24 protein-coding genes are annotated in these 25,906 nt (G+C 54.2%); 9 read left to right on the top strand and 15 right to left on the bottom strand.

What is annotated here, in order from left to right; translation table 11 throughout:
* Positions 1-61 precede the first annotated feature (61 nt).
* The 3 genes from CYD26_RS25885 to istB all read left to right on the top strand — a co-directional run bounded on the left by CYD26_RS25885 (position 62) and on the right by istB (position 2,757).
* Positions 62-244: a helix-turn-helix domain-containing protein gene (locus CYD26_RS25885; protein ID WP_102052528.1), complete on the top strand. Its 183-nt coding sequence runs from the start codon at positions 62-64 to the stop codon at positions 242-244.
* Positions 245-469: 225 nt separating this feature from the next.
* Entirely contained in the window at positions 470-2,029 is a 1,560-nt protein-coding gene (gene istA / locus CYD26_RS10030; protein WP_102052520.1) for an IS21 family transposase, read from the top strand.
* A complete protein-coding gene (gene istB, locus CYD26_RS10025; RefSeq protein ID WP_102052519.1) occupies positions 2,023-2,757 on the top strand; it encodes an IS21-like element helper ATPase IstB in 735 nt (244 codons plus the stop codon). Before istA ends, istB begins: the two co-directional genes overlap by 7 nt.
* A 62-nt stretch (positions 2,758-2,819) precedes the next feature.
* On the opposite strand, the gene CYD26_RS10020 is transcribed toward istB, so the two are convergent.
* Positions 2,820-3,074: an XRE family transcriptional regulator gene (locus tag CYD26_RS10020; protein WP_102052518.1), complete on the bottom strand. Its 255-nt coding sequence runs from the start codon at positions 3,072-3,074 to the stop codon at positions 2,820-2,822.
* A gap of 557 nt (positions 3,075-3,631) precedes the next feature.
* Here CYD26_RS10020 and mauJ point away from each other — a divergent pair.
* Positions 3,632-4,717 carry a methylamine utilization protein MauJ gene (gene mauJ / locus CYD26_RS10015; protein WP_256588003.1) on the top strand — a complete coding sequence of 362 codons (1,086 nt, stop codon included), beginning with the start codon at positions 3,632-3,634 and terminating at the stop codon, positions 4,715-4,717.
* 140 nt (positions 4,718-4,857) lie between these two features.
* Positions 4,858-5,355, top strand: coding sequence for a hypothetical protein (locus tag CYD26_RS10010; RefSeq protein WP_102052517.1), 498 nt, complete (start codon positions 4,858-4,860; stop codon positions 5,353-5,355).
* Positions 5,356-5,397: 42 nt separating this feature from the next.
* Here CYD26_RS10010 and CYD26_RS10005 read toward each other — a convergent pair whose 3' ends face one another.
* The 3 genes from CYD26_RS10005 to CYD26_RS09995 all read right to left on the bottom strand — a co-directional run bounded on the left by CYD26_RS10005 (position 5,398) and on the right by CYD26_RS09995 (position 7,264).
* On the bottom strand, positions 5,398-6,402 hold the full coding sequence (locus CYD26_RS10005; RefSeq protein WP_102052516.1) for a hypothetical protein: 1,005 nt from the start codon (positions 6,400-6,402) through the stop codon (positions 5,398-5,400).
* Between the two features lie 221 nt (positions 6,403-6,623).
* Entirely contained in the window at positions 6,624-7,064 is a 441-nt protein-coding gene (locus tag CYD26_RS10000; protein ID WP_102052515.1) for a hypothetical protein, read from the bottom strand.
* Positions 7,061-7,264 (bottom strand): hypothetical protein, encoded by a 204-nt coding sequence (locus CYD26_RS09995; protein WP_102052514.1) that lies wholly within the window; start codon positions 7,262-7,264, stop codon positions 7,061-7,063. Before CYD26_RS09995 ends, CYD26_RS10000 begins: the two co-directional genes overlap by 4 nt.
* A gap of 105 nt (positions 7,265-7,369) precedes the next feature.
* Here CYD26_RS09995 and CYD26_RS25480 point away from each other — a divergent pair, with 105 nt between their 5' ends.
* The 3 genes from CYD26_RS25480 (at position 7,370) to CYD26_RS09980 (ending at position 13,731) form a co-directional block, all read left to right on the top strand.
* On the top strand, positions 7,370-7,504 hold the full coding sequence (locus tag CYD26_RS25480) for a hypothetical protein (protein WP_256045010.1): 135 nt from the start codon (positions 7,370-7,372) through the stop codon (positions 7,502-7,504).
* Positions 7,505-8,107: 603 nt separating this feature from the next.
* Positions 8,108-10,621, top strand: coding sequence for a site-specific integrase (locus CYD26_RS25475; RefSeq protein WP_256588001.1), 2,514 nt, complete (start codon positions 8,108-8,110; stop codon positions 10,619-10,621).
* The gene (locus CYD26_RS09980; RefSeq protein ID WP_102052513.1) at positions 10,618-13,731 is read left to right on the top strand and encodes a hypothetical protein; all 3,114 of its coding nucleotides are present in this window, start codon (positions 10,618-10,620) and stop codon (positions 13,729-13,731) included. The genes CYD26_RS25475 and CYD26_RS09980 overlap by 4 nt, the downstream gene beginning before the upstream one ends.
* A gap of 90 nt (positions 13,732-13,821) precedes the next feature.
* On the opposite strand, the gene CYD26_RS09975 is transcribed toward CYD26_RS09980, so the two are convergent.
* From CYD26_RS09975 to CYD26_RS09925, 11 genes are all read right to left on the bottom strand, one after another.
* Positions 13,822-14,577: a M48 family metallopeptidase gene (locus CYD26_RS09975; protein WP_102052512.1), complete on the bottom strand. Its 756-nt coding sequence runs from the start codon at positions 14,575-14,577 to the stop codon at positions 13,822-13,824.
* A 14-nt stretch (positions 14,578-14,591) separates the two neighbouring features.
* Positions 14,592-17,867, bottom strand: a complete 3,276-nt coding sequence (locus CYD26_RS09970) for a type I restriction endonuclease subunit R (RefSeq protein WP_102052511.1) — start codon at positions 17,865-17,867, stop codon at positions 14,592-14,594.
* A gap of 246 nt (positions 17,868-18,113) precedes the next feature.
* Positions 18,114-18,614 (bottom strand): hypothetical protein, encoded by a 501-nt coding sequence (locus tag CYD26_RS09965; protein WP_102052510.1) that lies wholly within the window; start codon positions 18,612-18,614, stop codon positions 18,114-18,116.
* Positions 18,614-19,906, bottom strand: a complete 1,293-nt coding sequence (locus tag CYD26_RS09960; protein ID WP_102052509.1) for an AAA family ATPase — start codon at positions 19,904-19,906, stop codon at positions 18,614-18,616. Before CYD26_RS09960 ends, CYD26_RS09965 begins: the two co-directional genes overlap by 1 nt.
* Positions 19,900-21,126 carry a restriction endonuclease subunit S gene (locus CYD26_RS09955; RefSeq protein ID WP_102052508.1) on the bottom strand — a complete coding sequence of 409 codons (1,227 nt, stop codon included), beginning with the start codon at positions 21,124-21,126 and terminating at the stop codon, positions 19,900-19,902. Before CYD26_RS09955 ends, CYD26_RS09960 begins: the two co-directional genes overlap by 7 nt.
* The gene (locus CYD26_RS09950; protein WP_102052507.1) at positions 21,116-22,639 is read right to left on the bottom strand and encodes a type I restriction-modification system subunit M; all 1,524 of its coding nucleotides are present in this window, start codon (positions 22,637-22,639) and stop codon (positions 21,116-21,118) included. Before CYD26_RS09950 ends, CYD26_RS09955 begins: the two co-directional genes overlap by 11 nt.
* 3 nt (positions 22,640-22,642) lie before the next feature.
* Complete coding sequence (locus CYD26_RS09945; protein WP_256588000.1) at positions 22,643-23,320, bottom strand: restriction endonuclease subunit S; 678 nt, start codon at positions 23,318-23,320, stop codon at positions 22,643-22,645.
* Positions 23,259-23,540 (bottom strand): hypothetical protein, encoded by a 282-nt coding sequence (locus CYD26_RS09940; protein ID WP_102052505.1) that lies wholly within the window; start codon positions 23,538-23,540, stop codon positions 23,259-23,261. Before CYD26_RS09940 ends, CYD26_RS09945 begins: the two co-directional genes overlap by 62 nt.
* 270 nt (positions 23,541-23,810) lie before the next feature.
* The gene (locus CYD26_RS09935; RefSeq protein WP_102052504.1) at positions 23,811-24,095 is read right to left on the bottom strand and encodes a hypothetical protein; all 285 of its coding nucleotides are present in this window, start codon (positions 24,093-24,095) and stop codon (positions 23,811-23,813) included.
* 11 nt (positions 24,096-24,106) lie between these two features.
* Positions 24,107-25,267: an Arm DNA-binding domain-containing protein gene (locus tag CYD26_RS09930; RefSeq protein WP_102052503.1), complete on the bottom strand. Its 1,161-nt coding sequence runs from the start codon at positions 25,265-25,267 to the stop codon at positions 24,107-24,109.
* Positions 25,260-25,496 carry a hypothetical protein gene (locus CYD26_RS09925; RefSeq protein WP_102052502.1) on the bottom strand — a complete coding sequence of 79 codons (237 nt, stop codon included), beginning with the start codon at positions 25,494-25,496 and terminating at the stop codon, positions 25,260-25,262. The genes CYD26_RS09930 and CYD26_RS09925 overlap by 8 nt, the downstream gene beginning before the upstream one ends.
* A 146-nt stretch (positions 25,497-25,642) precedes the next feature.
* Between CYD26_RS09925 and CYD26_RS09920 the strand changes: the two genes are divergently transcribed.
* Positions 25,643-25,882, top strand: a complete 240-nt coding sequence (locus CYD26_RS09920; protein ID WP_033898926.1) for a helix-turn-helix transcriptional regulator — start codon at positions 25,643-25,645, stop codon at positions 25,880-25,882.
* Positions 25,883-25,906: the final 24 nt, after the last annotated feature.

The raw sequence follows: 25,906 nt of genomic DNA, 5'->3' as shown, positions 1-25,906 counted from the left end.
AACTACCTAGCATACGGCATCGGGATATTGCAGTTCAGGCAAGGGGATAACGGTGGAGACGATGACACTCATGGAGGTGAGTCAGATTCTCAGAATTTCTGAGCATACGGCGCGCAACCGACTGAGCATGGGCTTGCCGATGCCGCCTTCGTTCCGCGTCGGCCGCCGTCGATTGTTCCTCAAGCAAGAGGTCGAGAGGTGGCTGGCCGCGCAGGCTGGTGTATCAGGTCGCCACAACCTTTGAGCCGCACACATCCATAGGGAGTCAGGTTATCGATTAGCTCATACGGGTAAATAAAAACAACGGACGCAAAAAAGGCCCGGAGCAGCAACTCCGAGCCTTTTTCTAGATGACGCAAGCACCTTCAACGCTTGTGGATTCTCAGCGTCCTTCCATCGGCTGTCAAGGCCGAGGGGCAGGTATTGCCTGCCGTTCAGCGCCCCACCCATGGGGCAAGAAGGAGTGTGAATGAGAGTCAGAATTGAACCGCGCCTGCTGCGCGAGGCCGTGCGCCTGCACTATGGCACACGCCTATCAACGCGCGAAATCGCTCATAGCACTGGGCTTTCACGCAATAGTCTAAAGCGCCTGCGTCGCCACTTGGAAAGCATCGTCCTCGATGTGGTTCAGCTTCCTGGATGGAACGACGAGCAGCTTTATGAGCGCTTGGGTATCAAGCCGTTCAACGGCTTTCGCCTGAAAGCCTGTCCCGACTGGAACTGGGTGCATGCGGAAATGCGTAACCCCAGCGTTACGCTAGAGCTGCTATGGCGTGAATGGCGGGCCACCGAGCCAGATGGCATCGCCTATTCGCAGTTCACGGCCAGTTACCGCAGCTTCCTGCAACAGCAGCCCCTGGCAATGCGGCAGCTGCATCAGCCTGGAGACAAGCTGTTTTTGGACTTCTCCGGCAAGACCATGCCGGTCTATCTGGACGACCAGGCGGAGCCTCGGCAGGCGCAAATATTTGTCGGCGTGCTGGGCTACTCCAGCTACACCTTCGCCTGTGCCGTGTGGAGCCAGAAAATTGAGGATTGGATGCACTGTCATGTACAGGCGTTCAACTTCTTCGAGGGTGTGCCTCGCCTGCTGGTTCCCGACAACCTCAAGGCAGCAGTGATCAAGCATGGCAAGGATGAAGTCCAGCTCAACCTGATCTACCAGCAACTGGCCCAACACTATCAGGCCATCATCCTGCCGGCCCGTCCGCGTAAGCCCAAAGACAAGGGCAAAGTGGAGGCCGGAGTGAAACTGGTTCAGCGCTGGCTGTTGGCAGCCCTGCGCCATCGCCGTTTCTTCAGCTTGGCGGAACTCAACCAGGCCATCTTGGAGATGCTACCGGCGTTCAATCAACGCCCGTTCAAACGCCAGCCTGGCAGTAGTCGGCACAGCCTGTTCGTCGAAGTGGATCAGCCTGCACTCCAGCCCCTGCCAGCCCACACCTACGAGCATGCCGATTGGCGCTTCAAGGTACGGGTGCGCAGTGACTACCTGGTGGAGTACGACAATCACCATTACTCCGTGCCAAGCCGGCTGGTACAGCAACAGGTGGATGTGCGCGCCACCGGCCAGGTCGTTGAGGTATTCCACAACCATCTGCGCGTCAGCAGCCATGCCCGCCAGTACGTCTCTGGAATCAGTGTGCAGCCGGAGCACCGACCGCCGAACCACCAGTATTACGCCGACAGCGAACCCGCCGCACTGCTGACCTGGGGTGAGCGGGTCGGGCCTGCACTGCTGCGCCACCTGCACTATCACCTGACCGAGCGGGCCGATGTAGCCAATGGGCACAAAGCCGCCAGTGCCTTGCGCAAGGAAGCCCGCTTGCATGGCGATGCGCGACTGGAAGAGGCCTGCGCCTATGCGCTGACCATCAAGACTTTTGCCCTGAAAAGCCTGCAATCCATCTCGCGTGAGCAACCCGACAAGCGCCCAGGCCTGAAGGCTCTGCCCAGCTCAACCCCCGCTCACGAAAACCTTCGCGGTGCCCATTACTTTGCCGATGAAAAGGATCACTCGACATGCTGAACCAACAGACCCAAAACAAGCTCCAGCAATTGCAACTGTCCGGTATGGCCAAGGCCTACCGCGACCAGCTTGAGCAGCCGAGCATGCAGGAGCTGCCCTTTGATGACCGCTTGGGTTTGATGGTTGACCGTGAACTAAACGAGCGCGAGAACCGCAAACTGTCTCGACTGTTGAAACAGGCAAAGCTGCGCTATGCGGCTCACCTGGAAGATGTGGACTATCGCAGTAGTCGGGGCCTGGATAAGCAAGTGATCGCCGGCTTGGCGGGTTGTGGTTGGATCGGTCAGCAACAGAACCTGCTGCTGACCGGAGCCACCGGCACAGGCAAGAGCTGGCTCGCTTGCGCATTTGGTAGCCAGGCCTGCCGGCAGGGCTACTCGGTGATCTATAAAAGCGCCTCGAAGCTCTATGAAGAGCTGCAAATCGCCATTGGCGACGGTTCTCTGCCCAAGTACCGAACGGTTTTGAGCAAAGTCCACCTACTCATTCTCGATGACTTCGGGCTGGCTCCGGTAGAACCCTCGGTGGGGTATACCTTGCTGGATATTGTCGATCAGCGCATGCAGACCGGTTCGCTGATCATCACCAGCCAGTTCCCCACGGAACACTGGCACAGCATGTTCAACGACGCCACGCTGGCCGAGGCCATCTTGGATCGTATCGTCCACCGCTCACACCGTATCGGGCTCAAGGGTGAGTCCCTGCGCAAACAGGCGGCCAAGGCATAACTGATGAACTACGAAGGGGGCAATGCCCCTTCGTTATTTTCGCGCCCGCGAAAATGGCCTAGTCAGTGAGGCGGCATCTCAAGGTAGCGTAAGCAGGTATGAAGTACAGCTTCGTCTGCACCTAGAAAGTGCCCCATTATCCAGGACTCTAAACACAATGTCCCGATGCCCATCACTGCTGACGCTTGGGCAAGCCCTAGCCCCTTGGCGGAGATAACATCACTGATACGCACAATGAGCATGGCTTTGCGCTTCATTGCGTCGGCATTGGCACAACCGAGATCGGCGTAGACATTTTGGCTGCCTTCTTCAATCAATTGCGGCGACCTGCGAGGAAGGGATAGATCGGATAGTTTAACGCTTTATGGGTGGGTCAGAATCATCGGCGCGGTGGATCACAATCACTGGAATGGGTGGGGCAGAACCTCCAGCGCAGGCGGGTCAGAACCACTGGAATAAAGTGTCAGAATCACCAGCGCCCACAGTTATCGAGCATCTACGAAATCAGGGCATATTCGGAAGCACTGAGTTCGACCATCTATAGTCCATGCCTCACGCCGCTCGGAAGCCGCCTCTCGGGCTGGGCGTAGATTTACTCTGTACAGCAAAAACTCATTATGAGGCTAGGCCCATGCTGGCGACACAAGACCCTTTCGAAGAAGCTGAACAACTTCAGCAGCAGCGCGGACACTGGATAACGGCAGGTGTGGAAACCAGAGCTTTTTGGCCCAAGCGGGCACAAGTTCTCTCCTTCGAGGGTATACGGTTCTTGCTCCAGCCCGCAGAGCGCGGTGAACGCGGGGACACTCTACCCGCTATCGCGCTTCGTACCGATGGTCTAGGCCTGACTGACCACCAGTGCAGGGCAGTAATCATGCGGCTCGCAACCGCCATAGCTTGGCGTGAAGATCAAAAAGTAGAGCTGGTCATGTGGGGCGGTGGGAGTTCTCCTTTCCGATTAGGTATGTCACGAAACAATGCGATTACGGACTACCTTCCAGCTGACAACCTTTGCGCACCTGTTAGTGACGAGGCACGCAAAGCGTTGGCTTATTATCGGGAAGGCCTGTCCATAGATAACCCCTTCTACTCGTTTCTGGGGTTCTACAAGGCCTTCAGTCGGTCATTGCCCAATGGGAGGGAACGCGGGCCCTGGATCGCCGCAACGCTACCGCGGCTAACCGACAGGAAGGCCATCGAACGAAGAAGTGAATTGATTCGAGCAGGCGAGGACATTTCGACCTATGTAGCCAACCAAGGTCGTCACGCGATCGCTCATGCTGAGCGGGATGACATTGTTGATCCTGACGATCCCTCCGACCATCAGCGCATCATCCAGGACCTTCCTCTCATGCGCCATTTGGCTGAGATTGCCATGGAGGAACGTCTTGAAATTACCCGACCTGGCGCTTACGAGAGAGACCACCTCTATGAGCTTGCAGGCTTCAGGGAGCTCTTCAACGATGTCGAGCTGGAAGCACTTCGACGTGGAGCGTTGGCGCCAGGCGAGAAGTACGAAGGTCCGGAGCACTACTTCGTCCTAGCCCGTAAGCAAGGCAAATTCTTTCCGTTGGGGAAAATGAAAATGTCAGGGGGCGGGCTACTCGAAGGGAAGCTGGTTATTGATCTCGAAAGTGAGAGCCAGAACGTCCTCGTTCGAATAACGCTCGATTTCGTTAACGAGCGCTTACTGTTCGATCCATTACGGGATGTGGGTTTCCGCCAAGATCGCAATAGCCGCGCCTCAGTTCAGGAGGAGTTGGCAGTCCACTCGTTTCTCTGGTGCATGTACTGCAATGGTCGAATAGAGGTGTGGGATGAAACGGGGGAACAGCGAATGGCAATGTCGCAACCTTGTATCCTCACGAATATGGATCTGAATCCAGCAGGTCATCAACGTCTAGTAGACGAGCTGACCGCGCTGCTTGATCAATTCCCGCCTGACGAACCCGTCGCATGATCCTGTAAAGAAGTCGCTGACATCGGGCTGTTCTTTCTGGTGCCGCTGGCCGACCTGCCTGAGCACCAGAAGCTGATTCTGCGCATGCTCGCTTGTCTAAGTTAGGATTCAGTAACCAATAACAACTGCATGGAGGCTCTATGAAACTTGATCGTGATCTACAGCGTAAGCTGCTGGAAGAGTTGCGCGAACACTACCCGGCGCCATTTTTCACTAACCGTATGGAGCATCTACACGCTGATCCTCAACATCTGATGGCAAACGCTGCTTATCTGATCGAGCACGGCTTGGTGGGCGGTGATTTACGGATGACCTCCACAGGTCGTGGCGACTTCTTGCCGACGAAACTTGCACTGACAGCCAACGGATTGGATTTCTTGGAGGATGACGGCGGGCTCACTGCAGTTTTGGGCACCCTGACCGTTCGGCTGCATGCTGACAGTGTCCGTGAGCTACTTGCCAAGCAGATCGAAGCTTCGGAGTTGGAAGACAGCGTTAAGAGCCAGTTGATCGCAGAGGTGAAGGGCTTGCCAGCAAAAGGTTTGGAAACAATGGTGACCGGGCTCGCTAAAGAGGGACTAGCTCGCTTGCCAAACGCCATTCAGTGGCTGCAAACATCTCTAACTGGTATGCAGTGAGTGGTAAAGTCCGACCCCGGCCAAAGCCAGTTGCTGATGAGCTCACCGTTTATCCTTGGCGTCCTCGCGGATGCCATGAGTCAATTGCTCGACCAGAGTAAGTGTTTCAGCCACTGCCTCGCGCTTGATCACCAACCGCTGCCCAGACTTATACCGTGTGTCACCGGTTTTCCGGATGTAATCATCATCGACGACGCCCTGTGTGTGAGCGAGCAGGTGACGCTGTTGGAAGGCCGTTGTCAGTTGTTCCATCTCGACGACCGTAAGATGCCTATCGTAACCGCGCCCCATCGCAGCAGCCCAAAGAGCTGAGCCCTCGGCAAGGTTCTGAAATGCATTGCGCCGGATCTTGGTTGTCGGCGCTACGCGTGCGTGAAGTGCTTCTGCAACCCTCTGGAATGCCGTCACCACGTTCTGCAAAGCACTCTCAACGATCAGACGGCACGTGTTCTCAGCAGTGTCTGCGTCTGCAATGGCAGCTCTGATGGCATCAACGGCTTCAAGCGACTGCCGGATGCCCTGGGCCGTGAGATCGAAGACAAGTTCCGCAGCGTTTGCTCCGCAAGACGGGCAGAAATACGCCGCACCGACGACGGCATACCTACATCCGCATTCACCACAGGTGATCTTGAGACGCATGGGGGCTGCCGCGGCATAGGGGATAGGGACATGCTGAGGTCTGCTGTCCACCTTCATGCTCATCGAGATGAATCCACCCTTGGGCTGCCTCTGATTGAACCTCTGCGCATCAAGGCGAAGTGCACCACCTAAAGCCGCTTGAACCTTCGCCATAGCGACGTCCCGTGCGTGATTTAGCTGTTCCTGCGTCCACCACTTCTGAGCATCAGCGGTGTGGCCGCAGAACGGACAAAAGACCTCCTCGTCCCTAACCTTGTCCTTCCAATCTGCCATCAGAACCTTGAACTGAGCTAGGCATTCTGGCGCGGGACACTCGCGATCGAAGTAGTTGTCATCGTCTGCGGAGATGGCGACGGTAGATTTTTCGTCGCCAAGCTCTTTCAGTGCGCGGATTGTTTCTTCAAACATCGCCATTCTCCCTGCAGAGGCACCGCGATTGAGGGGCTTTCTTATTCGATACGGACTAACTGATAGTAACCGGGCCACATTTGCCGCAGAGTTTTTCTGCACAAAGCCTCTGTGCGCATCTCCTTCTTCTCTGTCACGTAGATAATCTTCCTCCCGGCTACTGTGCAACCCACCACTGCCTCAGTTGGCAATACCCACACCCAGTCCGCCATTATCCCTCCCTAGCCGGGCAAGCCGAGCTGAGCAGTTAGCATCCTGGCCCCAAGGGAAAGCGCCTCGCTGGCAACGCCGCGTAACACCTCCTTAGCACCGCCCTTGGATGCGTCCACCAGCTTGTCGCCCAGTGTTGGCCCAGCCTGCAAGCTAGCTGGGAAAGCTTTCAGCACTTCAAGACCTTTGGCTGTCAGTACACAGCGGTAAACATCCCCATTGTTGGCAGCGCTTCCATGCTCTATGTAGCCGGCACTGCCAAGCCAGAGCACGGTGGATTGAAAGAAAACGCCATCCTCTTTCGCTAACCAGCCATCCTCCATTGGGGCTCCGGTGAAGAGGTCGCGATAGCTCCAGGCCTCAAGATCCAAATCCACCGGGAAATGCTGATACAGCTCAGCCAGTACCCGCCCCGTCAGAACGTCGAACCGTTCAATGTTGCTGGCCGTCATGGCTCACCTCGGGCCTTGCACTTCAGGGCGGACAGATACCCGCGCAGATGGGTTTCGGCAGCATGATCGGGGTTCAGGCCCCTGAGCGTTGTTTGCCGTGTGGAGCCATCCGGCAGATAGACCGTCAACTCATCGCCCAGCTGGATATAGCTAGCCGAGTAGATCTGCCCCTCATGCTCCAGCGTCACTTCTTCTTCCACTCTTGCCTCCCATGGCATCTCTTTAAACCAGATTAAAAGCCTGTTGGCCGGCTAGGTGCGATGCTCAGAGCTCCTTTCGGATACCCATCACCCGGAGCAACGAACATGGCTGAAACCCTGCACACTCCCCTCAAGTTTCCCTTCACCGGCGGCGCGGGCAACCGTATCGACAAACTGCCCATTCGCCACCACAAGCGCAAGGACATTGCCGATGCCCAGCAGCACTGTCCGCCAAGATGACCGGCCTAACCCTGGGCGATCTGAGCGAGTTGGATATTGAGCTGAATATTGCCGACTCACGAACGGTGACCGAGGTGTTTCGGGAAGTGGTTGGCGGTGGAGACGGTTCAGCAGTACTGGGACGAGGCACTGCTGCTAGTGCCGCGGATGCAGCTGAGTGAGATAAACGAGCTGGAGATAAAGGACTACTGCGGTGGTGCGAGGTGTGCGAGCGGGAGATCAACCGTCGGGTCGAGCACGCTGAACGGCTGAGCCACCAGGTAGGCCACTAGCCCTACTAGGAATGAACCGCCCGCTGCCAAAGGGGGTGGCCACCAGCAGCTGCGGCATAAATAGCTCCCGGTTTGTAGATACCTTCAAGCCTCAAATGAACGTCCGCGAGTCCACTACATGGTCGGCCGCCTTTGGCCGATTCAGGTCTCTTGCGACCGTGGAATTCTGGCCAGCTGCTGCTTGATCGACATGACGATTTTTCCGCGCATGCGCGGAATTTTGAAGAACTCAAAAAAATTAAAATTTACCTGACACGCAGCTCAACCCCCAAAACCGTGCCCTTTGCTCTCCCACTATCAGGTAGTAGTCCAAATAGTGAGAGCCAAGAAGATGCCAAATAGATTCAATTATTCGTCGAGTGGAAATCAGCCGCAAATCAGCCCTGACTCACCGCATGCACAGCTGCTGACGTTGGCGAAAGATCGTGGTCGCGACGTTGGTGTGATTGCGGAGATGCTGAGGTTTCTAGATGTTCACCCGCAGCTGATTGATTTTCCACGAGTCATACAGGGGCTCGTGAATACGCTTGATGCAATGGACGTACCGCCGGTGCTCAGCCTAGGCGCGTGCGACCTCAGAGCCTGGCGGGACGAGTGCCGTTGGATTATTTCAATCCGAGACAATCCTAAGTTTATTGCTGTTTTGGGCCCTATGTTTTACCACGGAGATGAGAAGCGTACGCGTAATCCAGTCATCGGTAGGGGGGTACTGGAACACGCGTTCCCATACGCAACGCTGTGGCACGAACCTGCGGATTCAGAATGCGAGCAGGATTACTACCGGCTTATTGGGCAGCTGCTCGTGGCCTATCAGCAAAGAGCTGATGGCTTTGGCCTCCGAGGTCAGAGATACACCGCGTACCTAGAACTCCGAGCGCTCTGCGCACTGCAGATATTGTCCATACCAGGTGATCTAAATATATGGTCCAGTTCTGCTGTATTTGCTCAGGGCTGCCGTCAATTCGACGCCGGCAATTCAACTAATTATTTAGCAGAGTACTTCGCACCGATCGTTCGTCTCGCCCGCTACCTAGGTGGTGAGGAGCCGCCTGAGCGTCACGGTGGCGGCGGCCATCGTCACAATGGCGGTTCAAACAGCGCAGGCCTAGGCGTACTAATTAGCCAAGGTGCTACCGAGTTCCCGCTTGATGATCCGGACGACCCAGACTTGCTCCCTGGATATATAAGCTTCGCGGTGTCTCAACCGCTCGACGATGATTTAGATGAAGCACTGCCGCCGGGAGAACTAACCGCAGCAAGTGAAATATGTTTGATCGATACAAGGGGTGAGGTCAGGCCATATGTAGCTGAATTGCTCAGCCATGAGGGCATGCTTGCTCATATTGCTCGCAGTAGGCAGTTTTTGCCTTTTGGCTACAACCTGCTCACGCAGTATGAACTAGCAAACCTGCTGTTCGGTGTCACTGATGAATTTCTATTCTGTCGGGAACGAATTCGTAATGCCCCTGGCCAGGAGCAGACACAGATACGGAGGCGCTTGGAGGCACTGCTGGTACTTCATCTCATGCTCTGGTTCGGTCGCTCACTCGAGGACTGCAAAAAACTACGGATAGCTGAGCGCAATGCTCGCCCGAGCTCGGTGCTGGAGTTGGTTCTGACTGATGAGACAGGGCCGGCGGAGTTCAGATTTTTTGCACCGACGCCAGACTATGCAGCGGAAGAGCTCCTGCCTCGAGATGCCGTTCGAGCATCTCAGCCAACAATCTCGGTACCGGACATGGTTGGGGCGGCTGCGCTTGTTATGGCAATCCGAGACTTGTCGCCGGTGAATGGCTCTGCAGTTATCACTTGCAAGATTAAAGACGTCGAGCGTGAAATCCGCACCTTGTTGAGCGAGCTTGGGGGCGAAGATCCTCGCTACACGGTGCACAAAGTGCGCTCCTACCTTCATCGCCAAATCATCGCAGACTCTCATGATGTGGTTGCAGCCACCATGCTATGTGGGATGCCCTGTATTTCGGCAAACACAGCGCTGTATTACAGCCAGTTCAGCATCAACCATCTGCGACGCCTGTATTGCCAATCAGTACAGCGAGTGTTGACTGCGGTTTATGCCACCGTAGGATTGGAAGCCCCTAGTGCATCGATTCTTGCTGTTCCTGAGGTGGCCGTTGGTGCCCGAAACTGCCTTAGGGTGGATACGGTAAAAGCTAATCTTGCTGCATTGCTGGCAGTGCTGCGTAAACGCCCCCGAAAAGGCCTCCAACAGCTCGTTCACTGGCACAACTGTTTGTCGCTGTGGACGGTTCAAATGTTTTTTATGGCGACTGGGTGTCGAGCTATTCGCGACCCGTTGAAGCAGGAAGACGAATTTATATCGCCTGGGTGGCACGGCGCGCTGGGCGACAAAGGCTCAGATGATGGGCATATGAGTCGCCTGGTAGTGTTAACTGACCTATTAAGAAGACAGTTAAAGGCCTATAAGGCTCACTGCAGGGCAATTACCGGACAACTCGAGTTACATGCACCGGTTCCTACCAACGGATTTTTCCTGCGCTTTACCGATGATGGTTGTCTTTCCTACGAGGAAATCCGGCCGCTCCATATCAAAGCCGTAATGCGCCAGATTGAGGGTTTCACACCTCATCCAGTGAATGGATTCCGCAAATTCTTGAGGACTGAGCTCGCCGAGCGCGGATGTCCGCCTGAGACACTGTCGGCTCTGATGGGTCATTGGCTGAGCGGCGAAGAACCACAAGATATTTACTCGAGTTTTTGCCCGCGTACCTATGTCCAAGGCCTTCATAGCCACTTGTTGCCACTGATGCGGGAGCTAGGCTGGACGGTTCGCAACAGCCACCTGGTTGTGGGGGCTGATGTATGAATAGCTCACGTCTTTCGGATGAAATGCTATCTGTTGTCTGGAGCCCGGAAAAACACGATCCAGAGTGGAAAAATGAATATCTTCTGAAACTCCAGGAACGCTGCAAAGATTCCGGCAACAGCATCGGTGAATGGCTCTGCGGACAACGTTCGCTGCGTAATTTCCCCCTCAGAGAGATGCAGAATCTCGGGAGTCAGCTCGAAGGCTCAACATTACGTAACACGCTGCGAGAAGTGACGCATCGGGCGCAGCGTTTTAATCCGAGCTTGCCGCTGGCTCAGGTAGCGATCGAAACTCAGCGCCGCCCTAATCCGATTAATCCAGACCTATACAACTCAGAGAATCTGTCGGCCAGTCAGGACATGGTTGATTCGCTGGAGCGCGCCATCAGGCGAGATCTAGAACAACTCACGCCCCATGAGCGGATCGGGCTGCTTCTTCTGAGTGCTAGCTACTACGGTGCTCTGATCGACATTCCCCAGCTGAGCGCGCTGACTCAGCTTGACCCTGGACAGGTCATCTGGATATCCGGAATACCAGAGTTCCGGCTACCGCTCTCAATCCGAGGTCAACCTGAGGCTGAGAACCGGCAGTGGTTCCCAGACCCGATAACGCTGTCGCTTCTGTCGCGCTGCGCTCCAGATCTGGCCGAGAACAGGCCTTATCTGGATCGAAAGGGCGGAAAACTTAAATGTATTCAAGCGGCTCTGGCCACAGGAGGAATTTGCCCTGAGAACCAGCCTGGCTCTCTGGAGCGAGTGTTTGAGTTGTTGCGTATTCAACGTCAAACACAATTGCCACAGCTACTAATGAATTACTCCACGAGGTCCAGCTATGTGACGCATTCGGTTTTGTCGGACTCTTGGCAGCATTTGCACGGAAATGCACCGACTCCAAAAATCGAAGAAAAACAAAAACGGAAAAAACACCGGTTTCGTAGGCCCGAGAAAAATGTTCCCGAGTGGTTGACGGCGCTATGTCGAAAAGTCCGGAAAGAGCAAATTGTCGCACTCGATAATGAGCCGCCACCTAAAAGTCTTGAACAGCTGATCGGTAGTTTTGCGTCGTTTCTATGTCACGGACGCTCGTTTTACGGTAATCCGTTGAAGCCCAAAACAGTTGCTAACTATGTTCGAATCGTCGGTGTTGGGTTGGACAATTTTCTGTCTGTAGAGTCCGTCTTGGATGTTCCGCCGGACGCGCTGGAGGAACTCTATGAGCTGATGCTGGAGGCCCAGCCCACACCACCTATGAAGAGGAATCTAGCCAAAGGCATTTTGGAGTTCCATGGCTACCTGCAGAAAAGATTTTCGTATCCACCAATCAGCCCCTATGCCGCGTTAGGTATTGGAAAAACGCCTCCGTTCGTCGATGCCCAAATCGTCAGCGAAGAACAATATCGCCTAACGTTGCGAGACTTGGCTACAGGCACGCTGAGCCAGCGCTCACCACGCCTCTCTATGGTCGCGCAGGCCATGGTGATTTTCGGTTTTCGCCTAGGACTGCGTCGTAATGAGGCGCTGAAATTGCTGCGTCGTGATTTGCAATTACCTGCGCTGCCTGCTGCACGGGCCTCTGCAGTAAGGAAACGACATCCAAACCTTAAGCTGCTTTCGCCTGACCAACTAACTGCCCTCGAGCTGCCGGTCAATTTGCATATTCGTCCGCATGCTCAGCGCGCGTTAAAAACACGCAACTCAACACGTACGCTGCCACTTCACGTTTTGCTTGAGCCGGATGAGTTGCAGCTGATTGAACGCCTTGCCCAGCTGCGCGATGACGAAGAGCGGAAGAGTCCATATTCGCAATTCTTGTTCTGTATCCCGGAATTCCAGACTCGATGGGTATCTGAATCGACACTGATGCCGGCCATTCATGATGCTCTACGCCGGGTAACTGGGTGCAGCGATATGCACTATCACCACCTGAGACATTCCGGTGCGACGTGGTTGATGTTCAAGTTAGCCGCGTCAGCATTCGGTGTTAGTCAGCAGGCTGGATTGCTATTCGGCGAGCATCCGCAAACCATGAAATGGCTGCTGGACACAGAACGGCTAAACCGAGCATTTTTCCACTCCCCGGAGGCCCCCACCCGACGGGTGATCCATATCACCAGCGCTGTGCTCGGGCATGCGAGTCCTAAAACATCCCTGCTCCACTATGTTCACTGCATGCCATGGTTATCGGCGCTGTGCTGGCAATGGAATCCTGAATTTTGGCCGCCTGGCCATGTCATCGCGAAAATTGCCCAAGTCAGTTTGCCAAACAAGCCGGACGACCTACCTGCGGCAGGCCTGTCTGCAGAGATTCGGCACATGCAGCGAATCATCGGCCGCATGAAGGTCTATAGGCACAGTAACCAAGTAAAAGTTAGGCGCCCACTGATCTCCCCTCAGAAGGTTGAAGGTGGGTGGGCACTGACGAGATTGATTGAAATCTCATCCATGCTCTCCTGCGAGGCTTACGCAGAGTCCTCGGGGCAGTCGGTCAACATGGAGTGGGTTACGTTTACCGAAGCTGATCGATCGGCCATGCTGGAGCGGGCAAGATACATCAGCCACCTCGGAAAGCATCGTTTGCAGAGCCCAGCGACGTCTGACTCAAATCATAGAATTGAACTTGCCCCAAGGCCGCCTAAACACGGAGGTCTGGCCGGGGTAGCGGCCTATGCGGATCGGCTCTACCGCCTACTAAGCAGCCGGTATAAAGCCAAAGCTGGCCGAGTACTGGACGACTTCGTGGAGCGCTGCTGGGCGAGCGAGACGACACTGCGTTTCTACTCCGGCAAGGATGAGCAGAGTGCCCGTGAGTACCTCTGGCTGCTATCTGAACTGGGCATCCCTTTGGTTGATACTGAGTTCATCATTTACGACACGCGCACGCCAAGGCAAACCAAAAGCAGTTGGCGAACAGTTCTGGGGAAACCTCGCTTGAAGTTCATTGAGCAAGTTCCAGAGAATCGAAGCACCCAGAACCGCCGCTTGGGCATTCGAGTGACACTGCGTTTACCAGGTGCAGAGCTCACAGCTCAGGAGCAGAACCACCACTCCGGCGCAGCCTTGCGCTACCTGATGCTGATGGCTTCCATCGACTGGCATTTCCGGGTCTGATCGCAAGACAAAACTCTGGGGCCTTTCAGCGTCTGGATCGGCCCCTGCGTTTAGGCCTGGTGTTTTCGAGGCAAGCCCCCAAAGAAATCACTAGCCGTTCAGCAAGGCAGCCGCCATACCATCCAGCCGCTTTTTGGTCTTTTCCCATTGGGGCATCACCTGTTGCATAAGCCGATAGAATCGCTCGCTGTGGTTGTGTTCGGCGATGTGGCAAAGCTCATGCAAAATCACATAGTCGATGCACTCACGGGATGCTTTAACCAAGTGGGGGTTGAGGGTGATACGGCCTGCGGGGGAGCAGCTGCCCCACTGCGTTTGCATACTGAGAATGCGCAGTGGTGGTTTGGCCGCAACCCAAAGTGCTTGTTGCAAGACAGCTTCTAGGCGTCGATCAAACACATCACGGGCGCGGGCTTTGTACCAGGCGTGTAGGAGTTCGCGAATCTTCTCTGCCGACTTCACCCGTACAGACACTTCCAGCTTGCCCCGCAACAAACGCACCTGCTGTAGCTCATCAGGCGCTTCGATAACCTTGAGCACATACTGCTTGCCTAGGTAATAGTGACTTTCCCCGCTGATGTACTGCCTCGGGCGGACATGCGTGAGCTGCTCACGAAACTCTCGAAGTTGCTCATAGATCCAGCGACCACGTCGCTTCAGTGCGGCCAAAACCTGTTCATCGCTGGCCCCATCCGGCGCACTGACGCGCACGCGACAGTCTGGATCGACCTTGATCAGAATGCGTGAAACCTCGCGCGCCCTTCGCGCCCTTTCAACCTGTATCAACTCATCGGCATAGTGGAAGCTCAGCCAGCTCGACACTGCGGGGGCAGGTAGAGCGCTCATTACGATGGGCACACTCATAAGCCGGACAAGCCTACCCGCGTGATTTGCACCACCCACTCAACCATGGCCTTCGCCTGATCCATACCAGCGCCCACCGCTTTGCATTCCTTGAAGAGCAACGGCAGTAGCTTCTTGCGGATATCGCTTTCGATGTTTTGGGGGTTGATGGAATGTTCGGCCACGGAGGTCATGACCATTTCATCCAGGCTGAAAGCCAGTTTTACCCAATGCTCCTGTACCTGCTCATCAGCTGAAGTGAGGGCGTCAGGAAGGCTTTTCTTGAAAATACCAAAGTACGCCTGGGCATGGCGGTTACCTGCAAAAACATCCGGCAGCTCATCGAGCTTACGAGCCTGCACCTGCTGCTCAAATTCGTGGAATAGCAGGTACTGCTTGAGCGGATGATCAAACAGCTTTGCCGCCTCTTCGATGGCCTGGCGCAGTAGCTTGGAGAACGCTTCCTGAGCATAGGGGTCATCACGCAACTCCTGCTCGATCATCTTGCTCACGCGGGTCTTGATGATGTCGGTTTCGTTGCGGGTTTTGTCCTCACTCCACTGCTCGGGCTTCTGCTGCCCCATCTTGCCGACTTCGTAAACGCCGCCTGGGTCTTTCACTTCCACGCCGACCACGTGCTTATCAAGCAGCTTGCGCACCTGTTCGGCATACTGGTCATAGTTCACCGTTTCACCGGCATCCTGCTTGGCCAGTTGGCGCAAGCTGGAGAACTGCTTGAGGGTTTCCTTGTAATGGGCGCGGTCGGTATCGCTGAAGCTGGTGTCTTCGAAGAAGGAAGCGGACTGCAAAGCAACTTTTAGGCAGCTGGCGAACTCGGTCAGCGCCTCGTAGAAGTCATCGCGCACCTTGAGATTCACATCAACCAGCTCTCCGTCACGCTCCTGCATCTTGGGCACCAGTACCTGGCGCAACTGCTCAATATCCCCTTTGTTTTTCACATCAGAGAAAATCGCCAAAAGGTCTTTGTGCAGCTGAGGTAGCCGTTTGTACTCGCTGCTCATCTGGTTGTAGAGGCCAGCGATGTCATTAATGTCATAGCCGCCCTGGGTGCGTGAAGCGAGATCCTGATACTTCTGAATGGTGGTATCCAGCTCGGAAAGAATGCCGCGGTAGTCGATCAGCAGGCCGAATTTCTTTAGCGGATGCAGGCGGTTTACCCGAGCAATAGCCTGAATTAGGTTGTGCTCCTTGAGCGGCTTGTCGATGTAGAGCACGGTGTTTTTCGGCTCATCGAAGCCCGTCAGTAGCTTGTCCACAACAATCAGAAGCTTGAGCGATTCATCCTTATCGAAGCGCTCGATCAGCTGCTTGGTGTAGGCCTGCTCATCGATGCTGCCAACGTTTTTCTTCCACCATTGGGTTACCTCAGGTGAGGCCGCTTCATCCACATCGGTGTTGCCCTCACGGCTATCAGGCGGGCTCATCACCACGGCGCTTTCAAATAACCCCGCCTCATCCAGATACTGTTTGTACTTGATTGCCGAGGCCTTGCTGTCACAGGCCAGTTGCCCTTTGAGGCCCTCATCGATGTTCTTCACGAAGTGGTTGGCGATATCCAGAGCAATCAAACGAATACGGTCATCAGCGCTGTATATCTGGCCTTTCTTGGCGAACTTGCGTTTGAGATCGGCCTTCTGCTGCTCGTTAAGCCCTTCGGTGATGCGCTCAAACCAGCTATCGATAGCACGCGCATTCACATCCAGATCGGGGATGCGCTCCTCATAGAGCAGCGGCGTCACCGCCTGATCTTCCACCGCGCGCTGCATGGTGTAGGCATGCACGATGGGACCAAACTTGTTCGTTGTCTTGTCATCCTTGAGCAGCGGCGTGCCGGTAAACGCCACAAAGGCCGCATTGGGCAGCGCCTGCTTCATACGGATATGGTTTTCACCGCCCTGGCTGCGGTGACCTTCATCGATCAGCACGATGATATCGGCGCTGGTGTTCACGCACTGCGGCAGCTTGGTGGCGCTGTTGAACTTCTGGATCAGCGAAAAAATGATGCGTTCATTACCCTTGCCGATTTGCTCCGCCAAGCGCGTTCCGGAAGTGGCCATGGCGGCCTCGCGATCCTTCTTGCCTGCCAGTTCGCCACCTGAGGCAAACGTCTTGCTCAGCTGGTTTTCCAGATCAACCCGGTCGGTAACCACCACAATGCGGCACTGCTTGAGCGAGTCATACAGGATCAGCGCCTTGCTCAAAAAAACCATGGTGAATGACTTACCCGAGCCGGTGGTATGCCAGATCACTCCGCCTTCGCGGCCGCCGTCCTTGCGCTTGTGACCAATCCGCTCGATCAGTCGCTTGATACCGAAAACCTGCTGATAGCGGGCGACGATCTTGCCGGCCTTCTTATCGAACAGCGTGAAGTAGCGAGTCATCTCCAGCAGTCGGGCAGGGGAAAGCAGGCTGATAAGCAACTGATCCTGGCCTGTCAGCGCCAGCTCGCCGCCCCCGATCAGGGTTTCATACCAGTCCAGGTCACGGGCAGGGCGGTGGCTAAAGATTGAGGTTTTCTGCGCGATACTCAGTTGGCGATTCTTCAGCGCATATAACTCAGCAGTGGCGATATCTTCCTCACGCCAGGCTGCCCAGAATTTCGCAGGTGTGCCGCAGGTGGCGTAGCGCCCATCGCTGCCGTTGATCGACAGCAACAGTTGGCTGTAAGCGAATAGCCTGGGGATTTCATCGTGACGCTGGTTGCGCAAACTCTGTGAAACGCCTTCGTCGATGGTAGGGCCTTTCTGTGCATTGCTGTCGGGACGCTTGGCCTCGATCACAACCAGCGGGATGCCGTTAACGAAGCAAACAATGTCTGGCCTGCGTGCTTCCACTCCACCACTGCGTAGCACACGAAACTCTTCAGTGAAGATAAAGCTGTTGTTCGCCGTGTTATGCCAGTCGATCAATGCCACAGTCGGGTTGGCCTTTTTGCCATCCACGAACTCAGTTACCGAGATGCCATACAGTAAATGGTTGTAAAGCCGCTCGTTGGCCGCCTGCAAACCTTCATTGAGCGCAGGGCTGCACACTTCACTGATCAGATTATCGATGGCCTTGGCTGAGAGCGGATATTCACCCCCACCAAACAAGAAACGGCGCTTACTCAGTTGCTCGCGCAGCACATCACGCAACACCACTTCATCGCTCTTTCCGCCCCGCGCGGCCAAAGCCTGCTCGGGTGAGAGGAACTGCCAGCCGAGGTTGCACAGCAGTGCCAGCGCCGGAATTTTTGCGCTGTACTCCTCCTGAAATTTCGGTGTTGGTGTCATTCGCTGTAGTTCTCCAAACCGCCATCCAGTTTCCGCTGGAAACCAATTCGTTGATAAATCTGGCTGCTGTGCGGGTCACAGACCCATTAATGATCGAGCAGGCTGGTTAATCGTTGAGTGCAAGTCATTAAGCAATCACCTACTACCAAGTCCTGACGGAGGCGAAGAATGCTGCAAGCAGTACTCGTCTCAGACGGCAGGACGGCAGTTGTAACCTTTGAGTTTACAACTGCCCGTGCGGCACCATCATCGACGAGCGAAGGGAGCCGGCTTGTGGTGGTATGCCTCAAGATCGCTATCCAAAGACCAGATGAAAAGCTCACTCATTGGGAAGCGCTCTAAGCATCTCTCGTATTCCTTGATGATGCTCAGGTCACCAAAGCTGGTGCCTTCACCCGTTCGAGCAGGCGATTTGTTTTGGCCTGCCTTGCCCGGAAACTCTGCCAACCAATCGAGGACCTCTCGAGTGCTCGGGAACTCGCTGAGTCTGTATGGTGGCTCTTCGGTGAACGCAGCACTTACAGCTTCGCAGAATCGTTGTGCTGTTTGTCGACGAAGTCGGCCATCGCCGTTTTGAGCAATATGGTTACCCGTCTCAAGGATGGTGGCCATTGGCAGGATAAATGTGCAGTTGTTGTCTGCATATTCGAGAAAATCGGCACCCACGCGACCTGCGTCCTGATTGAGCCCAGGAACATTCAACAGGTTTACGAAAACGCTAGTGTCAATCAGGCAAACCGAGCTCATTAGACCTCTCCCTGCATTTTCTGCAGCCAAGCTAATGCGTTCTGACGTTTCTGCTCTGCTGTGACGGGTGACTTTACAAAACGGTCAACTATCCCATTGGTAACCAGTTCGCCCAGTGGCCCTTGGGACACGAGCCCGGCATAGTCCTGCAGGTCGGCAAGGCGAACTAAGCGGCTATCGCCGTACTGTGGATCCCGGTAACAAAACACCACATCGCCCAACGCGCTGTCCGGCAACGCATCCATCAACGCCGGATTATGGGTGCTCAGCAGTAGGCGAACTCCGCGCAACTCTGCTTGTTCACGCATTGTTCTCAATAGTTGTCGGGCGCGTGATGGGTGTACGCCGTTATCGACCTCTTCGATCACCAGTGTTGACTCTGCCGGCGCAGAAAGTAGAGCTGCCGCAATCGCCAGTACTCTTAGAGTTCCATCGGAAAGCAGTTCAACGGACCAGTTACGGTCAACCGCACCAAAGCTCTCGACCAACTCTAGAGATACGCGTCCGCGGCGATCCTCGAAGAAGCAAACATCTTTCACGTCCTGCTCGGGCAAACTCTTGATGAATTCGATAATGGCAGGACGGGCGTCTTCGTCCTGCCAGAGGGTGAAAAGCACACCGGAAAGGTTAGAGCAGTCGCCCCGCAGCTTCTTGTCTGGATAACTATCTCCGCGCATCAAGGCAGGCACGGGGTCAAGGAACAGGGTATTGGCGAGTAGACGCTGAAAGTGCTCCGTAGTCTCTGGTATGACCTTCTGGGCTTTCTTATGCCCAGAGTCGAACATGGCCGAACTGGCTAGCTGGTTAAGGACAGCAATCTGGTCAGAGCATGTGATTTGTGGCTTCTTGCCACCTGTGGAAAAGTTGTTGTAGGCAACGCGCACGTCAGTACTTAACCCGCTAGAGGGTTGTTCGATGCGGTAAAGCGGAAATTTCTGCTGAGGTGAGTTGATGCTTTCCTGAATAATGTGCAACTCATCATCACGCAGAGCAATTTCAACACTGAAGTTATTCCACTCATTGTCGTCGGTTTCACAACCCAAGATAAACGACTGGCCCTGTAGATAAGGAAGGTCCCTGACCTGACCGCGGAGGATTTGCTCCGAATCATCGACCCTGTGGCGTAACACCGACAGCTTCTGACCCTGGCCAAGCCAGCACAAGAAACGAAAGGCTTCCAGTGCATTACTCTTGCCCGAGGCATTGGCACCAATCATCAGGGTTAAGGGTGAGAGCGGTAGACGCTGGTTCCGGTAGCTTTTGAAACCATTGATAAGAATATTCGTCAGCATGGTGCCTCCTGCAAGCTCTCGTCTATCTTCACCCGGCGCTTGCCGGTCAACAGTTGCTGCATCAAAGCTTTTTTCTCATCTTTTAGGCAAGCGAGTTTGGCTTGGAGCGTTTGGATTTCTTGGTCAGCTGTTGTGAGCACTGCAGAAATTGCTTTTTGCTCATCCACCTCGGGAACATAAACAGTTAGCCCAAAGAAGTCGCTTGGCTTGACGTTAAGCAAGCCATGCGCTCGGCCGCCTTCGTTAGCGACTTTGCTCAAGCCATTATTCAACAAGCCAGATTCGAAATAGTGCTCAAAAAATTCTGGGTTGCAGGTGGTTTCATCACGCACTTCAAAGCAAATATAGAGAGTGGTAACTACGCCTTTTTCATACTTATTTAGACGTTTTATAGCGCCCATTGGATAGCCATTTGAGTAGCTTTTGTTGTAGGCGAATTGCCCTTTCTTGAGCAGGAAATAGTTGTCTAACGTTTCTGAGGCTACCGTTTTATTAAAATAATCTTCCTGCCGGATCAGGCCATGCTGGGCCGAAATAGTGACAACATTTGTGCTGGCTTCAGTATTCCTGGTAGTGACTCTGGAGAACAGATTTTCCAGACGATGTTTTTCCCATGATTTTTTAAACACGGCCAGGCGTTTCTTTCCCGTTAGTAACTGCTGCGCGAGCGCCTTTTTCTGGCGCTGGCTATTACTGACCATTTTTTTCGTCACAGAAATAGCTTGATCCCAAACTCTAAGAATTCTAGAGATTTTCTCTTGATCACAAGAAGGCGGAAGCAATACGTGGCACTTCCCAATTTCTCCTAAATTTATTTTCTTGGGGAAAGCCACATGAATTATTTTTCGCCACAGCTCTCGCTGAAATGCATGGCTATTTATGTACTGCGTCAAGTATAGTGAGCAAAATGCATCACTTGATTTTATTAACGCCAGGCTTACATAAAAAGAAGCTTTTACTTCCCAGTCCAAGTGGACAGCAGTACCAATATCCCCAATCCTGGTCATCAGGATATCGCCTTTCTCTAACCTTACACGCTTATTTTCGCGCTCATATACTTCATTTGAGATGAATTTAGTTTTTGAAAAATCACCACTGGTTAAATGCTCTACGCTATAAAATGGAACTCCTTTTTCTACGTAGTCTGGCGTGGAGTGAGTTCCGTCATAAATAGACGTCAGTTGTCTTAGCTCAGTATAACTCCATCCCTCAGGAACCATAACCGAGCTCCTCCAAATACTTAGCCATCTCAAATTCCAACTTGCTCAATTGAATTTTCAGATCCTCACGCTCAGCACGCACTGCACGCAAATCAACTTCGCCCTCTTCCTCAAATGTATCAACGTAACGAGGGATATTTAGGTTGTAATCGTTATCGCGAATTTCCTGCAGGCTGGTGCGGTAGCTATATTTTTCCGAGTTGATACGGTGACGGTAGGTAATCAGGATATTCCTTATCTGCTCCTCCCCAAGAACGTTCTGATTTTTTCCAGTCTTAAAGTCGTTGCTGGCGTCAATAAACAGCACGCTTTCATCGGTCTTGGCTTTGCTGAAAACCAGGATCGCAGCGGGGATGCCGGTGCCATAGAAGAGCTTTTCCGGCAGGCCGATGACGGCATCCAGCAGATTTTCTTCGATCAGTTGCTGACGGATTTTGCCTTCGCTGGAGCCGCGGAACAGCACACCGTGGGGCACGATCACGGCCATGCGCCCGGTCTTGGCTTTCAGGGTTTCGATCATGTGCAGAATAAAGGCGAAGTCACCCTTGGTTTTCGGCGGGATACCGCGTTTGAAACGGCCAAATTGATCATGCTCCGCTTCATCATGGCCCCACTTGTCCAGCGAGAACGGCGGGTTGGCAGTGACGATATCGAACTTTAGCAACTGGCCATTCTGGTCGAGCAGCTTGGGGTTGCGCAGGGTGTCGCCCCACTCGATCTTGTGGTTGTCCTCGCCGTGAAGAAACATGTTCATCTTGGCCAGCGACCAGGTGGAGCCGATGGCTTCCTGGCCATAGAGGGCGTATTGCTTGCTGTTGTGGTGTTCACGCACCTTACGTCCGCACTTCATCAGCAGCGAGGCCGAGCCGCAGGCCGGGTCGCAGATGGTGTCGCCCGGTTGCGGGTCGAGCAATTCGGCGATCAGCTCGGAGACTTCTGGTGGGGTGTAGAACTCACCGGCCTTCTGCCCGCCGCTGGCGGCGAAGTTCTTGATCAGGTACTCGTAGGCGTTGCCGATTACGTCCAGGCTGCCAACGCGGGACGGCTTGAGGTTGAGTTCGGCCCCGGCGAAGTTTTCCAGCAGGTGCCGCAGGATGGTGTTCTTCTGCTTTTCTTCGCCCAGCTTGTCGGTGTTGAAGGAAATGTCCTGGAACACGCTCTTGCCGGCATCCTTGAGTTTGGTGCCGTTGGCTTCTTCGATGGCGTGCAGTGCCTGGTCAATGCGCTCGCCGTTACCTGGCTCATGGCGACGCTCGTAGAGGGCGTAGAAGCTGGCATCACGCGACAACACGAAACGCTCGTTCTTGAGCATTTCCTCGATCAGCTCCGGCTCGTCGCCGTATTCCTTCTTGTAGTTGTCGTAGTGGTCCTGCCAGACATCGCTGATGTACTTGAGGAACAGCATGGTGAGGATGAAGTCTTTGTAGGTGTCCGCACTGATGGTGCCGCGGAAGGTGTCGCAGGCAGCCCACAGAGCCCTGTTGATGTCGTCCTGGTTTACTTTGTCGTTCATGGCTCAATCCTTAATAAGGTGCTGGTAAATGCCTTGCAGCATTTGCTCTCTGTTGGTGTGCAGGCGCACGATCAGTTGATCTTCTTCATCCCATAGTCGCTGCAACTCGATCAGCTTTTGCTGAGTGGCAAGCAGGGGGAGAGGAATCAGCATGTCCTGCAAGGCGCCTTTGCTGATGGCCTTGATGCTGCTGCCGCTGCGCTCGAGGCTGCGTTGGCTTTGCGGCAAATTGATCATCCAGCACAAGTATTCGGGTAAGACGTTTGGTTTTTTTGCGCTGACAATAAAGAACTGGCTCGTCGCGACAACGGGCTTCTCATCGTTATAAAGGGCAGCCTTGTTACTGTCGCCACGGGAGATCACGGCGATGTCGCCAGCCTGAAGTAAGGGCGCAGCAGTGCGAGCGTCCCAGGTAATGGCAATCAGCTTATCGGGCTCAATCGCAGCACTGTGTCGCAGATCCTTGATCTGCAGCACACGAGTATCGCCAGACGGATCATGCTCCAGTGCACCGCGAAAGGTGTAACCAGATCGAACCTCTGCCAGTTCGCTCAATTTAAGTAATGGGGTTGGCATAAGTAGCCCTGGGTAAAAGCGCCATCCTTGGCGCAAGAGTTGGTCAGACTTCGCAGCTCTGGTACTGATTCTGCAGCCATTTGGCTTGCTCGGGTGCCAGCCCATACCATGCAGCGTCCCCCTGAAGCCGGGTTACCAGCAAGCCGTCATCAGCATCCATAACAGCTTTGAGGTTATCCCTCACCTGAATGGCACTCTGACCTGTGGCAATAACCCAGGTGGATTCCAGCGGTCGACACCAGTAGCCATAGGCCTTAATGCGCTCATACAGAGATTGGTAGTTACGCTGCTTACGCAGGTCATAGGTGATTTGGTACAGTTTCATGGCTTTAGCTCTCCTAACAGTCAGTTATTGCAATCGCGGCAGGCTGCAACCTGTCGCACCTCATTTTTTCTCCGTACAAAAAGTACTGAGCTGATGGCGAGATCAATATCGCCCTATTCTTAAGGTCAGTCAACTGCTTTTTATGCAGTAGAATAGCTATTGATCATGTTTGGGCGATGAGTCTTTAGCCAAGTTCATCCTTTTGCGTCACTACCTGAGTGCACTCGCACCAATAGAAAAGGGGCCCTACGGGCCCCTTGAGTGGTTCTTTCAGCTCTGGACAAGCTGCTCGATTTTGTTGATCAGGTAGTCCAGAGGGTTTTGGCCTTCTAGCCTTTTCGCGAAGATCTCATCACGGTGATAGCTCACCCACGTATCCAACGCCTGCCGATTGTCTTTCTCGTAACCTGAGCCCAGTCGGAAAACCAACTCACTGCCCTGTGGGTTTTCCAAGTAGTGGCTGAGGGCCGAAGCCAGGTGCTTTAGATAGCGTTTCTCGCGTACTTCCAAGGACGTACTCAGGCTGATGACGTTGCCATGTTTGATCAGTTTCATCGGTTCGATCCTCACCCTTGCAGGTTGGCTTTAATCAGGTTGTCGAAAGCACTGCCGTCCCGGCGCGTAAGGTTGGGCACATAGCGGGAATAGACACGGAACAGCATCTCGGTTGTCGTGTGCCCCATTTGCCGAGCAATCCACTCTGGGTTTTCACCCGCAGCAAGCCATAGCGTTGCGGCGGTATGCCGACTCTGATAAGGACGGCGCTTGCGCAGACCTAGATTGCGGAGCAGTGGGTACCACACGCGGTTACTGATATTTCGGTACTCATGGGGCGTGCCTTGGTGGGTACAAAACACGAACTGCTGATTGCCTGTGCGTTTCTGCTGCTCTTTAAGCGCCTCATAAACGGGACCGGACATATCGATCTCACGCTGAGAGCCGTCGTTCTTGGTGTAGTCGAGCTTGCCGCCCACCCAGGTTTCTCGGATTAGAATCTGACGGCGGTCAAAATCGACATACTTCCACTGCAGGCCGTCAATCTCGGCGGTGCGCATCCCGCTGAAGAACCTCACCCTGAAGTACGGGCGAAAGTCCTCCCTGACCGAGTTCACGATCTGCAGCACCTCTTGCAGGGTGAAAGGTTCAACATCCGTTTTGGGCACCTTCAGGGATTTGATGCCGAGGAAGGGTGACGTAAACTCGAAACGGTCAGCCGCCTCATTAAGGATCATGCGCAATGGCGTCATGATGTGGTTGATTCGCGTCGCTGACAGACTCTGACCTTTCTGCCCGGGGACTTTGCCGAGTGCCGAACGGAAAGCCAGGACGTCTGCCTTGGTGATGGCGCTGACCTCTTGCTTGCCGAAATTAGGCAGCAGGTGTTTTTCAAGTGTCAGCCGTACTGTTTTGGTGTGACTTTGCCGCCACTCCATCTGTTTCTCGTCGAACCAGAGTTCGGCGAAGTCCCGAAAGATCGGTACTTTCGAATCCCCGCGCCCGGCCTTAAGCCTGCTGATCACCTGAGCCTGACTTCCTGAAGGGAAGTACTCGTTGTAATCAAAGGTGCCAAGGGTGATCTCGGCCTCGATTCGATCAAGGAGCTTCTGCAGCTTTTTACGGTTGGTCGACGTGTCGGCGAGCGTGGTTTGCTCGCGACACCGCTTGCCCAGATAGCGGAAATCAAAGAACAGATTTCCCGTCTCTTTTCGCGCGACGATCTTACCCATGGCAAACACCACCACTGGCCATTGGGATACCAAAGCCATTACCGCGTGAAAACTTCACCATGTCGCGCTCGACAGCTTCCCAGATGAAAAGAATTTTCCGACCGCCAAAAGGGCGGAAGTAGTGAATGCCTTCCAGCAGTACGGAATCCTTCAAGCGATTACGGATAGTCCGTGCGTCGTATTTGATGCGTTGGGACAGCTCATCAGTTGTCAGATAAATTCCACTCATTTCTCTCTCCAGACTCAAATGAATCAAATGTGAGCTTATTAGCTCGAATTTGATAATAACGAGTCATTTGAGACTTTCAAGCTGTTTTTGACTCAAATTTGAGTCGAATGCAAAATGAGTGACCTACCTGAGCAAGGTCACCCACCATGATTCGCGTGATGTTCAAACAACAGCTGGACGAGAAGTCCTTCAGAGAAAAGCGGCGAATCACCCTGCAAGACGTGAGTGATGCCACGGGCATTTCGAGAGCCACGCTGTCACGCATAGCCAACACGCCCGGCTACAACACCTCGACGGATCACATTGATCTGCTCTGTGAGTATCTGGGGTGCGAGTTGGGCGATTTACTGAAGCGAGTAACTGAGTTACCCGGAGAGGCTGAGTGACGCCTTGCGCGTCACCGCTCATAA

It is taken from the genome of Pseudomonas sp. FFUP_PS_473 (assembly GCF_002858665.1).
GTDB lineage: Bacteria > Pseudomonadota > Gammaproteobacteria > Pseudomonadales > Pseudomonadaceae > Aquipseudomonas > Aquipseudomonas defluvii.
This window is presented reverse-complemented; position numbering and strand designations above follow the sequence as displayed.